At 64.7% G+C, this 15359-nt stretch carries 13 protein-coding genes; 9 read left to right on the top strand and 4 right to left on the bottom strand.

The window, feature by feature from the left end; translation table 11 throughout:
• Position 1 precedes the first annotated feature (1 nt).
• Complete coding sequence (gene argS / locus SFA35_RS23950) at positions 2-1738, bottom strand: arginine--tRNA ligase (RefSeq protein WP_320573393.1); 1737 nt, start codon at positions 1736-1738, stop codon at positions 2-4.
• A gap of 110 nt (positions 1739-1848) precedes the next feature.
• Positions 1849-4068, bottom strand: coding sequence for a primosomal protein N' (locus tag SFA35_RS23945; protein WP_320573390.1), 2220 nt, complete (start codon positions 4066-4068; stop codon positions 1849-1851).
• Between the two features lie 159 nt (positions 4069-4227).
• On the opposite strand from SFA35_RS23945, the gene rpmE reads away from it, so the two are divergent.
• From rpmE to SFA35_RS23930, 3 genes are all read left to right on the top strand, one after another.
• A complete protein-coding gene (gene rpmE, locus SFA35_RS23940) occupies positions 4228-4446 on the top strand; it encodes a 50S ribosomal protein L31 (RefSeq protein ID WP_320573388.1) in 219 nt (72 codons plus the stop codon).
• A 5-nt stretch (positions 4447-4451) separates the two neighbouring features.
• Positions 4452-5264, top strand: a complete 813-nt coding sequence (locus tag SFA35_RS23935; RefSeq protein WP_320573386.1) for a thermonuclease family protein — start codon at positions 4452-4454, stop codon at positions 5262-5264.
• Positions 5265-5451: 187 nt separating this feature from the next.
• Positions 5452-6720: a malic enzyme-like NAD(P)-binding protein gene (locus SFA35_RS23930; protein WP_320573384.1), complete on the top strand. Its 1269-nt coding sequence runs from the start codon at positions 5452-5454 to the stop codon at positions 6718-6720.
• Between the two features lie 69 nt (positions 6721-6789).
• On the opposite strand, the gene SFA35_RS23925 is transcribed toward SFA35_RS23930, so the two are convergent.
• Together SFA35_RS23925 and SFA35_RS23920 are read right to left on the bottom strand one after the other, a co-directional pair.
• Positions 6790-7032, bottom strand: coding sequence for a hypothetical protein (locus SFA35_RS23925; RefSeq protein WP_320573381.1), 243 nt, complete (start codon positions 7030-7032; stop codon positions 6790-6792).
• A gap of 168 nt (positions 7033-7200) precedes the next feature.
• Positions 7201-9684, bottom strand: a complete 2484-nt coding sequence (locus tag SFA35_RS23920) for a penicillin-binding protein 1A (protein ID WP_320573379.1) — start codon at positions 9682-9684, stop codon at positions 7201-7203.
• Between the two features lie 181 nt (positions 9685-9865).
• Here SFA35_RS23920 and SFA35_RS23915 point away from each other — a divergent pair, with 181 nt between their 5' ends.
• Genes SFA35_RS23915 through aroK form a run of 6 tightly spaced genes read left to right on the top strand, consistent with a single transcriptional unit; the run spans position 9866 to position 15335 of the window.
• Positions 9866-10930 carry a pilus assembly protein PilM gene (locus SFA35_RS23915; RefSeq protein WP_320573377.1) on the top strand — a complete coding sequence of 355 codons (1065 nt, stop codon included), beginning with the start codon at positions 9866-9868 and terminating at the stop codon, positions 10928-10930.
• Complete coding sequence (locus SFA35_RS23910; RefSeq protein WP_320573375.1) at positions 10930-11493, top strand: PilN domain-containing protein; 564 nt, start codon at positions 10930-10932, stop codon at positions 11491-11493. Before SFA35_RS23915 ends, SFA35_RS23910 begins: the two co-directional genes overlap by 1 nt.
• The gene (gene pilO / locus SFA35_RS23905; RefSeq protein ID WP_320573373.1) at positions 11490-12140 is read left to right on the top strand and encodes a type 4a pilus biogenesis protein PilO; all 651 of its coding nucleotides are present in this window, start codon (positions 11490-11492) and stop codon (positions 12138-12140) included. Before SFA35_RS23910 ends, pilO begins: the two co-directional genes overlap by 4 nt.
• A complete protein-coding gene (locus tag SFA35_RS23900; RefSeq protein ID WP_320573371.1) occupies positions 12137-12661 on the top strand; it encodes a pilus assembly protein PilP in 525 nt (174 codons plus the stop codon). Before pilO ends, SFA35_RS23900 begins: the two co-directional genes overlap by 4 nt.
• A gap of 33 nt (positions 12662-12694) precedes the next feature.
• Complete coding sequence (gene pilQ, locus SFA35_RS23895) at positions 12695-14812, top strand: type IV pilus secretin PilQ (RefSeq protein WP_320573369.1); 2118 nt, start codon at positions 12695-12697, stop codon at positions 14810-14812.
• 4 nt (positions 14813-14816) lie between these two features.
• Entirely contained in the window at positions 14817-15335 is a 519-nt protein-coding gene (gene aroK / locus SFA35_RS23890; RefSeq protein ID WP_320573367.1) for a shikimate kinase AroK, read from the top strand.
• The last annotated feature ends 24 nt before the right edge of the window (positions 15336-15359 follow it).

The raw sequence follows: 15359 nt of genomic DNA, 5'->3' as shown, positions 1-15359 counted from the left end.
CTTACATACGCTCCAGGGTTTCCAGGCCCAGCAGTTGCAGGCCTTGCTTGAGGGTGCGGGCGGTCAGGGCGGCCAGGCGCAGGCGGCTCTGTTGTTGCTCGGGGTTTTCGGCGGTGAGGATCGGGCAGTTCTCGTAGAAGCTGGAGAACAGGCCGGCGACATCGTACAGATAGGCGCACAGCACATGTGGCGTGCCTTTCTCGCCGACGTTGTTGAGCACCTCGGCAAACTGCGCCAGGCGCGCAGCCAGCTCCAGTTCCGGCTCGGCCTGCAGCACGATGTGCCCGGTGACCTGATCCAGGCCCTTGCCCAGTTTGCGGAACACCGCGACCGCGCGGGTGTAGGCGTACAGCAGGTACGGCGCGGTGTTGCCGTCGAAGCTGAGCATCTGGTCGAAGTTGAAGCTGTAGTCGCTGGTGCGATGCTTGGACAGGTCGGCGTATTTCACCGCGCCGATGCCCACCGCCCTGGCAATCACCCGCAGCTCGGTTTCGGCCAGTTCCGGGTTCTTTTCCTTGACCAGTGCGTAGGCGCGCTCTTGCGCCTCGTCGAGCAGGTCGACCAGCTTCACGGTACCGCCGGTGCGGGTCTTGAACGGCTTGCCGTCGGCGCCGTTCATGGTGCCAAAGCCCATGTGCTCGGTGAGCATGCCGTTGCTGATGAAACCGGCGCGGCGGGCCACCTCGAACACCTGCTGGAAGTGCAGGGCCTGGCGCTGGTCGACGAAGTACAGGGCGCGGTCGGCCTTGAGCACGTTGCTGCGGTAGCGCACGGCGGCGAGGTCGGTGGTGGCATAGAGATAGCCGCCGCCGGCCTTCTGCACGATCACCGGCAGCGGGGTGCCTTCGGCGGTCTTGTACTCATCGAGGAACACGCACTGGGCGCCGTTGCTTTCCTGCAGCAGGCCTGCGGCGGCCAGGTCGCTGACCACCTGGGCGAGGTCATCGTTGTAGGCGCTTTCGCCCATGACGTCGGCGGGGGTCAGGTTGACGTTGAGGCGCTCATAGGTGGCCTGGCAGTGCGACAGGGAAATGTCGTTGAAATGTTTCCACAACTTCAGGCATTCGGCGTCGCCGGCCTGCAACTTGACCACCAGGCCGCGGGCGCGCTCGGCGAACTCCGGCGACTCGTCGAAGCGCTGCTTGGCCGCGCGGTAGAAGTTTTCCAGGTCCGACAGCTCGTCGCTGGCTGCCGGCTGCTCCTGCAGGAAGGCCAGCAGCATGCCGAACTGGGTGCCCCAGTCGCCAACGTGGTTCTGGCGGATCACCTCGTCGCCGAGAAAGCCCAGCACATTGGCCACGGCGTCGCCGATGATGGTCGAGCGCAGGTGGCCGACGTGCATCTCCTTGGCCAGGTTGGGAGCCGACAGGTCGACCACTACCCGCTGCGGCGCGCCGTGCTTGCGCACGTTGAGCTGCGGGTCGGCCAGCGCGGCGTCGAGGCGCGCGGCCAGGGCCTGGGTGTTCTGGAAGAAGTTGAGGAAGCCTGGGCCGGCGATTTCCACCTTGCTCACCTGCTCGTCGGCCGGCAGCGCAGCGATGATCTTCTCGGCCAGGTCGCGCGGCTTCATGCCGGCCGGCTTGGCCAGCATCATGGCGATATTGCTGGCGAAGTCGCCGTGGGTCTTGTCCCGGGCGTTTTCCACCTGGATCGCCGGCGTCAGCCCTTCAGGCAGCACACCTTGCGCGACGAGGTGGTTGAGGGCTTGCTGGATGAGCTGGCGAATGATGTCTTTCATGGGGATCTCTTTCGACCGCAGGCGCGGCGGCGCTGGAATGCGCGGGCATAAAACGGAGCATTATCCGGTGTGAACGGCCGATTGCCAACCCGCTGAAGGCCGCAGTGTGCTCAATACAGATCCACCGGATCGACATCCAGCGACCAGCGGACCTGGCGCCCGCTGGGCATCTGCTCCAATTGCAGCATCCAGTGGCTGAGCAATTTATGCAGCGGCGCGCGGGCGCTGGCTTGCACCAGCAGCTGCGCGCGGAAGCGCCCGGCGCGGCGTTCCATGGGAGCGGGCACCGGGCCCAGCAGTTCGATGGCGTGGAGTTGCAACGACCCCAGCAACTGTTCGGCAGCGCTGCAGGCCTCGTCGAGAAAGCCTTCGGCCTGGCCGGGCTTGTGCGCTTCGGCGCGCAGCAGGGCCAGGTGGGCGAAGGGCGGCAGGCCGGCGGCGCGGCGCTCGCTGAGGGCCTGGTCGGCGAAGGCGAAGTAGCCTTGTTCAGTCAGTTGCACCAGCAGCGGGTGCTCGGCCAGGTGGGTCTGGATGATCACTCGCCCCGGTTCTTCGGCGCGGCCGGCGCGGCCGGCGACCTGCACGATCAACTGCGCCATGCGCTCGCTGGCGCGAAAGTCCCCGGAGAACAGGCCGCCGTCGGCATCGAGAATCGACACCAGCGTGACCCGCGGAAAGTGATGGCCCTTGGCAAGCATCTGCGTGCCGACCAGGATGCACGGCTGGCCCTTCTGGATGGTGGCGAACAGCTGCGCCATGGCGTCCTTGCGCGAGGTGCTGTCGCGGTCGACGCGCAGCACCGGGTAGTCCGGAAACAGGATGCTCAGGCGTTCCTCGGCCCGCTCGGTGCCAGCGCCCACCGGCCGCAGGTCGACTCTGCCGCACTGCGGGCATTTGCGCGGGACACGCTCGGCGTAGCCGCAATGGTGGCAGCGCAGCTCGCCGGAACGCTGGTGCACGGTGGTGCGCGCGTCGCAGCGCGGGCATTCCGAAAGCCAGCCGCAGTCGTGGCAGAGCAGGGTCGGGGCGAAGCCGCGACGGTTGAGAAACACCAGCACCTGCTGGCCGCGCTCCAGGGTCTGGCCGATGGCCTGCTGCATTGGCCCGCTGATGCCGCTGTCCAGTGGCCGGCTCTTGACGTCCAGGCGCATGAACTTCGGTGGCTTGGCGCCACCGGCGCGCTGGTCCATGCGCAACAGGGCGTAGCGGCCGATATAGGCGTTGTGCAGGCTTTCCAGCGACGGCGTCGCCGAGCCCAGCACGATCGGGATGTTTTCCTGATGCGCACGCACCAGCGCCAGGTCGCGGGCGTGGTAGCGCAGGCCTTCCTGCTGTTTATAGGAACCGTCGTGTTCCTCGTCGATGATGATCAGGCCGGGATGCTTCATCGGGGTGAACAGCGCCGAGCGCGTGCCGATGATGATGTCCGCCTCGCCGTCCCGAGCCGCCAGCCAGGCATCGAGCCGCTCGCGGTCGTTGACCGCCGAATGCAGCAGGGCGATGCGGGCGTTGAAGCGCTGCTCGAAGCGCGCCAGGGTCTGCGGGCCGAGGTTGATCTCCGGAATCAGCACCAGCGCCTGCTTGCCGGCCTCCAGGGTTTCGCGAATCAGTTGCAGGTACACCTCGGTCTTGCCGCTGCCGGTGACCCCGGCCAGCAGCGAGGCGTGATAGCTGCCGAAGCCGGCGCGTACCGCCTGGAACGCCGCGCTTTGCTCGGGATTGAGCGGCAGCTCCGGTTGGGCCAGCCAGCGCTGGTGACGTGCCTCGGGGTGATGGCGGCGCACCTCGACGGTCACCAGGCCCTTGGCCAGCAGCATGTCGAGGCTGTCCTTGCTCAGCTGCAATTTGCTCAGCAGCGCGTGGGCCACGCCATGGGGGTGCTGGGCCAGGGTGGTCAGGGCTTCGCGCTGTTTCGGCGCGCGGGCGATGCGCGGGTCGTCCAGCCGGGCGTCGGCGGCGGCCTGCCAGAAGCGCTCCTGGCGCGCCTCGGCGGGGTCGCCCTGGCGCAGCAGCACCGGCAGTGCCCAGCTGAGGGTGTCGCCCAGGCTGTGCTGATAATACTGCGCGGTCCACAGGCACAGCTTGAACAGGCTGGGCGGCAGCGGGCTGACCGGGTCGAGCAGGGCCAGCGCCGGCTTGAGCTTGGCGGCGGGCACCTCGCTGTGCTCGGTGACCTCGATCAGCACGCCGATCATTTCCCGCCGCCCGAACGGCACCCGCAGGCGCATCCCCGGGGCGAAGTCGGCCGCCGTCATGCCCAGCGGCGCGCGGTAGTCGAACAGGCGTCGCAGCGGCGAGGGCAAGGCGAGGCGCAGTATGACGTCGGGCACGCGAAGGCTCGTAATGGGGGAATGGTGGGGCAGGTTAGCAGACGACCACCGGTAGAGGCGACCGCTTGCGTGAATGTGGAAGTCTGATAATATGGCCGGCCTTTCGTGCGGTATTCAACAATGGTGTTGAGTGGCGGCACGCTAGCTGAGGAAGTAATCATGAAAGCTGATATCCATCCAGTTTATGAAGCCGTTGACGCCACCTGCAGCTGCGGCAACGTCATCAAGACCCGTTCCACCCTGGCCAAGCCACTGAGCCTGGACGTTTGCTCCGAGTGCCACCCGTTCTACACCGGCAAGCAGAAAGTGCTGGACGTAGGCGGCCGTGTTGACCGTTTCAAACAGCGTTTCGGTGGTTTCGGCAGCAAGAAGGCCTGATCGACTTGATCAAGCTGGTAAAGAAGGCGCCCCTTGTGGGCGCCTTTTTTGTATCCGCTTTTTTGGTACCCGGAGTCTCGACGCTGGCGCTGGCCGATGCCGCCTGCATCGCCCCGCCGGGGCTGCCGGGCGTGCAGGTGCGCAACGTGGTGGATGGCGACACGGTGAAGCTGCAGGATGGCCGCAGCGTCCGGCTGATCGGCCTGAACGCGCCGGAGTTGGCGCATCAGGGTCGCAGCGAGGAGCCGTTTGCCGTGGCCGCGCGCCAGCGCTTGCAGGCGCTGGTCAGTGCCAGCCAGGGCCGAGTGCTGATGCAGCCGGGCCGCGAGGCCAGGGACAAGTACGGCCGTACCCTGGCCCACCTGTACGCCGCCGACGGTAGCAACCTGGAAGCGCAGCTGCTGCGCGACGGTTTGGCATTGCAGATTGCCATTGCGCCGAACACCGACCTGGTGGCCTGTCACCAGCAGGCCGAACGTCAGGCTCGCGCTGCGGGCCTGGGCGTGTGGCGGCGTACGCCGCTGATTGCGGCCGGGCAGCTGCGCCAGTCGGGCTTTGCCTTGGTGAGCGGGCGGGTCGGCCAGGTGCAGCGCAACCGCGGGGGCACCTGGATCGCCCTGGGCGACAGCCTGGTGGTGCATATCGCGCCCAAGGATGAGTCGCGCTTCAGCGCTGCCCTGCTGGCGAGCTACCAGGGCCAGCTGCTGGAAGCGCGCGGCTGGGTGCTGGATCGCTCCCGGCGCGGCGGGCTCAGGCCGGGCCAGGCGCGCTGGATGCTGGCGGTCAGTGATCCGAGCATGCTGCAGCGCGCACTTTGAAAGACAATAGAAATGTACACAATAAATAAATTTATTGTAAACACTTGCAGCCCGCGATCCAGCTGGGTTTGCGACCAAAGTCAGGCTTTACAGGCGGGCCATAGGATGACTGACCAGTCTTGTGGGGCGTTTGCGAGTTGCGTATCCTCGGCGGTCCCGTCAGACCCAACAAAAGCGGAACGCCACTATGTCAGACCTGAAAACTGCCGCTCTCGAATATCATGCCCACCCGCGTCCGGGGAAGCTGAGCGTCGAGCTCACCAAGCCAACCGCCACTGCCCGTGACCTGTCCCTGGCCTACAGCCCGGGTGTGGCAGAGCCGGTGCGTGAAATTGGGCGTGACCCGGAGCTTGCCTACAAGTACACCGGCAAGGGCAACCTGGTGGCGGTGATCTCCGACGGTACGGCAATTCTGGGTCTGGGCAACCTCGGCCCGCTGGCTTCCAAGCCGGTGATGGAAGGCAAGGGCGTGCTGTTCAAGCGCTTCGCCGGCATCGACGTGTTCGACATCGAAGTCGATTCGGAAAGCCCGCAGGCCTTCATCGACACCGTCAAGCGCATCTCCATCACCTTCGGTGGCATCAACCTGGAAGACATCAAGGCGCCAGAGTGCTTCGAGATCGAGCGCGCGCTGATCGAACAGTGCGACATTCCGGTGTTCCACGATGACCAGCACGGCACCGCGATCGTCACCGCCGCCGGCATGATCAACGCCCTGGAAATCGCCGGCAAGACCCTCGAGCAGGCGAAGATCGTCTGCCTGGGCGCCGGCGCTGCGGCAATCTCCTGCATGAAGCTGCTGGTGAGCATGGGGGCGAAGATCGAGAACATCTACATGATCGACCGTACCGGTGTGATCCACGCTGGCCGCGAAGACCTCAACCAGTACAAGGCGGTGTTCGCCCACCCGACCGACAAGCGCACGCTGTCCGAAGCTTTGGATGGCGCCGACGTGTTCGTCGGCCTGTCGGGTCCGAACCTGCTGAGCCCCGAAGATCTCAAGCGCATGGCGGCCAATCCGATCGTGTTCGCCTGCTCCAACCCGGACCCGGAAATCTCCCCGGAGCTGGCCCACGCCACTCGCAACGACGTGATCATGGCCACCGGTCGTTCGGACTACCCGAACCAGGTCAACAACGTGCTGGGCTTCCCGTTCATCTTCCGCGGTGCCCTGGACGTTCGCGCCAAGCGTATCAACGAAGAGATGAAAATCGCTGCCGCCACCGCCCTGCGCGAACTGGCCAAGCTGCCGGTGCCCAAGGAAGTCTGCGACGCCTACGGCGGTATCAGCCTGGAGTTCGGCCGTGAGTACATCATCCCCAAGCCGATGGACCCACGCCTGATCACCCTGATCTCCGACGCCGTGGCCAAGGCCGCTATCGAGACCGGTGTGGCGACCCTGCCGTATCCCAAGCACTACCCGCTCAAGAGCGTGGATGACGTGTTCAACGGCTGAGGCTGACGGGCACTGAATGAAAAGCCCCGGCTCGGTGACGAGTCGGGGCTTTTTTGTCTGCGGGGGGGATCACCCAATCAGCTTGCGGTAATCCGCGAGTATCGAGAAGTAGCGGTCAGCCTGTGCCAGGGTGGCCAGAAAGTCGCGGTCTTCGGCCGTGAGCGTCGCCTGCTGATGACGCTGTACCAGTGCGTACAGATGCAGCTTGGCCAGCGCGGTTTCGCGCTGCTCGGCGGTGCTGTCAAGCATTTTAAGGGCCGCGGCGGCCGTACGATCGTGTGAATAGGTAGCGAGGTGCTCGGGGCTGATCATTGCAATCTCCTTGAGTGCCGGTTATCGGCGTCCTGAAGATCAGCTCTGTGCGCAACCCTGCCAAGCCGGCACGCTTTCCCCGTGGCCTGCTGCCGTATCAAGCTGGCTCGCCAGCTCCTACATCCTATTGGCTTGACGCCCAGGTTTATGCAGGAACCGGCGAAGGGGTCAGAACAGATCGATCGGCGCCTGCTCGTCCGCCGGCAGCGGGCTGCCCGGCGCGGCGCCGTTGCCCAGTTCGGTGTTCGACGGCGGCGTGTCTTCGCTCTTGAACAGCTCGAAGTAGGCGTTCGGCGTGCCAGGTGCGGCCGCGCGGCCGCTGGCCGGGTCGATGCGCAGGCTCAGCACGCCTTCGGGTTCGGCCTGGGTGTGTGGCGCCTTGCCTTTAAGCGCGGCGGCCATGTAGTCCATCCAGATCGGCAGGGCCACGGTGCCACCGAATTCCTTGCGGCCCAGGGTTTCGGGCTGGTCGAAGCCGGTCCACACGGTGGTCATGTAGTCGCCATTGTAGCCGGAGAACCAGGCGTCCTTGGAGTCGTTGGTGGTACCGGTCTTGCCAGCAATGTCCGGCCGGCCCAGGGCCAAGGCCCGACGGCCGGTGCCCAGCTTGATCACGTCCTCGAGCATGCTGTTGAGGATGAAGGTGGTGCGCCCGTCCATGATCCGCGGCGCATAGGCTGGCGCGCCGGGAGCGCTGGTCAGGGCTGGGCTGGCATCGTTGCCGGTGCCGGTGCCGGTACCGGTGCTGCTGGCGTCGCTGGTGGTGATCGGCGCGTCGGCCGCAGCTGGCGCCGGAATCGGCGACGAACTGGCGACGTCGTCAGGCGGCACGCTCGGCGGGTTGGCGGTGAACAGCGTGTCGCCGCTGCGGCTTTCGATCTTGTCGATCAGGTACGGCGTGACCTTGAAACCGCCGTTGGCGAACACGCTCCAGCCGGTGGCGATTTCCATCGGCGTCAGCGTCGCGGTGCCCAGGGCCAGCGAGAGGTTGTTGGGCAGGTCCTGCTTGTTGAAGCCGAACTTGCTGATGTAGTCGATGGTATGGCCGACACCCATGCTCTGCAACACGCGGATCGACACCAGGTTGCGCGACTTGTACAGCGCCTCGCGCAAGCGGATCGGCCCAAGGAAGGTGTTGGTGTCATTTTTTGGGCGCCAGACCTTGTCGACTGCCTCATCAACGAACACGATCGGCGCGTCGTTGACCAAGCTGGCCGGGGTGTAGCCGCTGTCGAGGGCCGCGGCATAGATGAACGGCTTGAAACTCGAGCCCGGTTGGCGCTTGGCCTGCATCGCGCGGTTGTAGTTGCTCTGCTCGAAGGCGAAGCCGCCCACCAGCGCGCGGATTGCGCCGTTGTGCGGGTCCAGCGACACCAGTGCGCTCTGCGCCTGCGGCACCTGGCTGAACTTCAGCGTGCTGTCGTCCAGACGTTGCACGCGGATCAGGTCGCCGACCTGAACCACGTCACCAGGCTGCGCCGGGGCGCGGCCCAGGCTGTTGGTGTTGATGAACGGACGCGCCCATTTCATGGTGTCCCAGTTGACCCGGCCGTCCTTGCCGTCGCGGTCGATCACGCCCAGGCCGGTCTTGTCGACCTGGGTGACGATCATCGGCTCCAGGCCATTGAGCGGCCGCTGCTTGCCCAGCTCGGTCACCCAGGCGTCGCGGGTCTTGCCCGGCAGGCGCGCCTCGGGGCCCCGGTAGCCGTGACGCTGGTCGTATTCGACGAGGCCGTCGAACACCGCCTTGTTGGCGTCTTCCTGCAGATCGCTTGGCACGGTCACGGTGACCCGGAAGCCTTGGGTGTAGGCGTCGCTGCCATAGCGGCCGACCATTTCGGCGCGAGCCATCTCGGCGATCCACTGGGCGTTCACTTCTGGCGTCGGCACGTGGTAGCTGGCGTTCAAAGGCTCGGCCAGGGCCGCCTGGTAGCTGGCTTCATCGATCTTGCCGAGCTTGAACATGCGCCCCAGGATCCAGTCGCGGCGTTCCTTGCTGCGCGCCGGGTTGGCCAGCGGGTTGAAGCGCGACGGGGCCTTGGGCAGGCCAGCGATCATGGCCATCTGCGCCAGGCTGGCGTCACGGATGGACTTGCCGTAGTACACCTGCGAAGCGGCGTCGATGCCGTAGGCGCGGTTGCCCAGGTAGATCTTGTTGACGTACAGCTCGAGAATCTCGTCCTTGGTAAGTTGGCGCTCGATTTGCAAGGCAAGGAGGATCTCAGTGATTTTTCGCGAAAAACTGCGCTCATTCGTCAAAAAATAGTTCTTCGCCACTTGCATGGTGATGGTGCTGCCACCCGTCTGGATGTGCCCGGTACGCAGTAATTGCGAGGCCGCGCGGGCCAGGCTGCCCGGATCGACGCCATAGTGGTTGGCGAAGTTGTCGTCTTCAGCCGACAGCAGGGCGTCAATGAAATGGGGTGGCACATCGGCGAACTTGATTGGCGAGCGGCGCATCTCGCCAAATTCGGCGATCAGCTTGTTGTCGCTGCTGTAGACCCGCAGGGGGATCTGTAATTCGACACTTTTCAGCGCATCCACGGAGGGCAGCGTCGGGCTAAGATAAAGAAATGCACCACTCAGGACGAGCCCAAGCCCGCAGACCACGGCGAGAAAAGACCACCCGATAAACTTCAGCAGACGAATCAAGGCTTTTGTATTTCCACAGGAAAAGAATGGGTTGAGCGCAGTGAGCAATGGCAAGAAAAAGCGCTGGGCATTATAAGCATTTTTCGGCTGGTAGCGTCATTTGCGCTTCTGTCAAGACTGCTATTAAATGCTCCGCATAAAAAATGGTCCGTAAGTCACGGAAAGCAATAGGGAAACGGCTGTGCTTGGACTCTTCAGCAAGAAAACAAGTTCGCTTCTCGGCATCGACATCAGCTCCACCTCCGTGAAGCTGCTGGAGCTCAGCCGCTCCGGCAACCGCTACCGGGTCGAGGCCTATGCCGTCGAACCGCTGCCAGCCAATGCCGTGGTGGAAAAGAACATCGCCGAGCTCGAGGGCGTCGGCAATGCCCTGACCCGGGTGCTGGTCAAGGCGCGCTCGAGCACCCGCACCGTGGCCCTGGCGGTGGCCGGCTCCGCCGTCATCACCAAGACCATCGAAATGGACGCGGGCCTGTCCGACGACGAGATGGAAAACCAGCTCAAGGTCGAGGCCGACCAGTACATTCCCTATCCCCTGGAAGAAGTCGCCATCGACTTCGAGGTCCAGGGCCCCTCGGTGCGCAACCCCGAGCGCGTCGAAGTGCTGCTGGCCGCCTGCCGCAAGGAAAACGTCGAGGTGCGCGAAGCCGCGCTGACCCTGGCCGGGCTCGACGCCCGCGTGGTGGACGTCGAAGCCTATGCGCTGGAACGGGCCTTCGGCCTGCTGGCGCCGCAGATGGCCATGGGCGACACGCCGCTGACCGTGGCGGTGGTCGACATCGGCGCCACCATGACCACCCTCAGCGTGCTGCACGACGGGCGCATCATCTATACACGCGAGCAATTGTTCGGCGGCCGCCAGCTCACCGAAGAAATCCAGCGCCGCTACGGCCTGTCGGTCGAAGAGGCGGGCTTGGCCAAGAAGCAGGGCGGGCTGCCCGACGACTACGTGGCCGAGGTGCTGCAGCCGTTCAAGGATGCCGTGGTGCAACAGGTCTCGCGCTCGCTGCAATTCTTCTTCGCCGCCGGCCAGTACAACGATGTCGACTACATCATGCTCGCTGGCGGCACGGCCTCCATCGCCGGGCTCGACCACCTTATCCAGCAGCGCCTGGGCACCCCGACCCTGGTGGCCAACCCGTTCGCCGACATGGCCCTGAGCAACAAGGTCAACGCCGGCGCGCTGGCCAGTGACGCGCCCGCCCTGATGATTGCCTGCGGGCTGGCGTTGAGGAGCTTCGACTGATGGCACGCATCAACCTGTTGCCCTGGCGCGAGCAGCTGCGCGAAAAACGCCGCAAGCGCTTCCTGACTTCCCTGGCCGCAGTGGCCATCGGCGCCATTGGCATCATCATCCTGGCCGACCGCTACTACACCAGCGAAATCGACGCGCAAGCTGCGCGCAACCAGTTCATCCAGGCCGAAATCGCCGGCCTGGACAACCGCATCAAGCAGATCAGCGACCTCAAGGCGCGGCGCAAGCAGTTGGTCGAACGCATGAAGATCATCCAGGACCTGCAAGGCAACCGGCCGATCAGCGGGCGTATCTTCGACCAGCTGGCGCGCACCTTGCCTGACGGGGTGTATTTCACCGACGTGAAGATGGTCGACAAAGTGATTTCGATTGCCGGCAATGCCGAGTCCAACAACCGCGTGTCCGAGCTGCTGCGCAACCTCGAATCCTCGCCGTGGCTGGAGCAGGCGGTGCTGACCGAGGTCAAGACCAAGCCCTCGGGTGACGTCGACCAGGCCAACGCCTTCCAGTTGACGGTGCGCCAGACCGTGCCGGCCGAAGGGGAGGCCAAATGAACATGTCGGAATGGATGGACAGCCTGCGCAAGGTCAACCTCAGTGACCTGGACATCAACAACGTCGGCTCCTGGCCGGCGGCGATCAAGACCATTGCCGGCGTGCTGTTGCTGGTGCTGCTGCTGGGCCTGGGTTACCAGTTCCACATCAGTGACATGGGCGACCAGCTCGAAGCCAGCCGGGCCCAGGAGCAGGCGCTGCGCGAACAGTACTCGACCAAGGCGTTCCAGGCCGCCAACCTGGACACCTACATCGAACAGATGAAGGAGATGGAGACCTCTTTCGGCGCCATGCTGCGCCAGTTGCCGAGTGTCACCGAGGTGCCGGGGCTGCTCGAAGACATCACCCGCACGGGCCTGGGCAGCGGCCTGGAGTTCGAGGAGATCAAGCTGTTGCCCGAGGTGCCGCAACAGTTCTACATCGAGACGCCGATACAGATCACCGTCACCGGCAACTACCATGACTTGGCGACCTTCGTCAGCGGCGTGGCCAGCCTGCCGCGCATCGTTACCCTGCATGACTTCGAGATCAAGCCGGCCGAAGAGAACTCGACGACCAAGCTGCGCATGAGCATCCTGGCCAAGACTTACCGCTACAACGATCAGGGCATGGCCAAGCCGGCCGCGGCACAGGGGCAAGCGAAATGAGGGCGTGGGTAGCAGGTGGGCTGATTGCCCTGACCCTGGCGCTGAGCGGCTGCGGCAACAGCGACACGAGCGACATTCGTGCGTTCATGGACGCCGCCAACAAGCGGCCCAAGGGCGCCATCGAGCCGATCCCGCGGTTCGCCCCGTACGAGGCGTTCACCTACGAGGCCTCGGCGTTGCGCAGTCCGTTCCAGCCGCCGATCAAGATCGACCTGACCAAGCGCGCCAAGGGCTCGCAGCTGGTCAAGCCCGATCCCAATCGCACCAAGCAGTTCCTGGAAGGCTTCAACATAGAAAGTTTCGAAATGGTCGGTACACTCGCCAACGAAACAGGCCGTTACGCGTTGATGCGCGGGGCGGGCGGCGTTCATCGAGTGAAGGTAGGCGACTACCTGGGCCGCAATGAAGGTCGCATCGTCGCGATCTCCGAATCACAGGTCGACGTCGTCGAAATCGTTCCTGATGGTGAAGGGGGGTGGCTGGAGCGTCCGCGCACCATACCTCTCAAGGAACGCTCATAAGGGCTGGTCTAGCATGCACAGTGGAACTCGAAAATGAACAGGATTCTTTCCGCCTTCGGCATCTGGCTATGGATAGCCCTGGGAGCGCCTGCCGTCATGGCGGCCACACTCAAGACCCTCGACGTCGCCTCGCTGCCCGGTGACCGGGTGGAGCTCAAGCTGTCCTTCGACGGGCCGGTCGCGCCGCCGCGCGGCTATACCACCGACCAGCCGGCGCGCATCGCCCTGGATCTGCCGGGCGTCACCAGCCAGGTCGACAACAAGAGCCGCGATCTGGGTGGCGGCAACGCCCGCAGCGCGGTGGTGATCGAGGCCAAGGATCGCACCCGGATCATCGTCAACCTGACCACGCTGGTGCCCTACAGCACCCGCGTGCAGGGCAACGACCTGTTCATCCTGATCGGCCAGGGCGCCGCTTCGCTGGGCGCCACGCCACGCGCGCCGACCAATCCGCCGGCTGCAGCACGCCCGGTGGCCGCGCCTTCGGCAGTGGCCAGCAAGTCGAGCTCGCCGCTGGGCCGGGCCATCCGCAACGTCGATTTCCAACGCGGCGAGCTGGGCGAGGGCAATGTGGTCATCGACCTCAGCGACCCGTCGATCAGCGCCGATATCAAGGAAGAAGGCGGCAAGATCCGCGTCGACTTCCCGCGCACCCAGCTGCCGGACGCACTGCGCGTACGCCTGGACGTCAAGGATTTCGCCACGCCGGTGCAGTTCGTCAATTCATCGATCGCCGCCGACCGCGCGACCATCCTGATCGAGCCCACCGGGGCTTTCGACTATTCCTCCTACCAGACCGACAACAAGCTGACTGTCAGCGTGCGGCCGTTGACCAACGACGACCTGGCGCGGCGCAACGCCGAGCGCAATGTCTACACCGGCGAGAAGCTGTCGCTGAACTTCCAGGACATCGACGTGCGCTCGGTGCTGCAACTGATCGCCGACTTCACCAACCTGAACCTGGTGGCCAGCGACACGGTCAAGGGCGGCATTACCCTGCGCCTGCAGAACGTGCCATGGGACCAGGCGCTGGACCTGGTGCTCAAGACCCAGGGTCTGGACAAGCGCAAGATCGGCAACGTGCTGCTGGTGGCGCCGGCCGACGAGATCGCCGCCCGCGAGCGTCAGGAGCTGGAGTCGCAGAAGCAGATTCAGGAGCTGGCACCGCTGCGCCGTGAGCTGCTGCAGGTCAATTACGCCAAGGCCGCCGACATCGCCAAGCTGTTCCAGTCGGTGACCGCCGGCGAGAGCAAGGAAACCGAGCGCGGTTCGATCACCGTCGACGAGCGCACCAACAACATCATTGCCTATCAGACCCAGGACCGCCTTGACGAATTGCGGCGCATTGTGGCGCAGCTCGACATTCCGGTGCGCCAGGTAGAGATCGAGGCGCGCATCGTCGAAGCCAACGTCAACTACAACAAGAGCCTGGGCGTGAAGTGGGGTGGCCAGACCAACCGCACCGGCAACAGCAATTTCACCACCTACGGTGGCCTGCCCACCACGTCGACCAGCTCGACCACCACGGCCACCACCGGGACCACGGTCACCACTGCCCAGCCGTTCGTCGACCTGGGTGCCACCGATGCCACCTCCAGCATCGGCATCGGCTTCCTGACCAGCAACGTGCTGCTGGACCTGGAACTCAGCGCCATGGAAGCCACGGGCAACGGTGAAATCGTCTCGCAACCCAAGGTGGTGACCTCCGACAAGGAGACCGCGAAGATCCTCAAGGGTACCGAGGTGCCGTACCAGGAGGCGAGCTCCAGCGGCGCCACCACGGTATCGTTCAAGGAGGCCTCGCTGTCGCTGGAGGTGACCCCGCAGATCACCCCGGACAGCCGCATCATCATGGAGGTCAAGGTCACCAAGGATGAACCGGACTACCTCAACGCAGTGTTGGGCGTGCCGCCGATCAAGAAAAACGAGGTCAACGCCAAGGTGCTGGTCAACGACGGCGAGACCATCGTGATCGGTGGGGTGTTCTCCAACACGCAAAGTAAAACCACGGCGAAGGTGCCATTTCTCGGCGATGTGCCGTATCTTGGCCGCCTCTTCCGCAGCGATACCGTTTCGGAAGCAAAATCCGAGCTGCTGGTGTTCCTGACTCCGCGTATCATGAACAACCAGGCGATTGCTGTGAGTCGTTGATTCCGTGCGAAATTTGATACTTGTAGGGCCGATGGGTGCGGGCAAGAGCACCATCGGCCGCTTGCTGGCCAAAGAGCTCCGGTTGCCGTTCAAGGATTCCGACAAGGAAATAGAACAGCGCACCGGCGCCAACATTCCCTGGATCTTCGACCGTGAGGGCGAGGCCGGCTTTCGTGATCGCGAGCAGGCTGTGCTGACCGAGCTGTGCACCTTCGATGGCCTGGTCCTGGCCACCGGCGGCGGTGCGGTGATGCGCGATGCCAATCGCCAGGCCCTGCACGCCGGCGGGCGTGTGGTCTACCTGCACGCTTCGGTGGAGCAGCAAGTGGGGCGCACCGCCCGTGACCGCAACCGGCCACTATTGCGTACCGCCGATCCAGCCGCCACGCTGCGCGCCTTGCTGGAGCTGCGCGACCCCCTGTATCGAGAGATTGCCGACCTGGTGGTGCAGACCGACGAGCGGCCGCCCCGCATGGTGGTGCTGGATATCCTCGAGCGCCTGCAGCAGCTGCCACCGCGTTAGGTGGAACTCAAACCAACAAGAAGC

Source organism: Pseudomonas sp. HR96, assembly GCF_034059295.1.
Classification (GTDB): Bacteria; Pseudomonadota; Gammaproteobacteria; order Pseudomonadales; family Pseudomonadaceae; genus Aquipseudomonas.
Note: the sequence above shows the minus strand (reverse complement) of the source record. Positions and strands in the feature narration are given on the sequence as shown.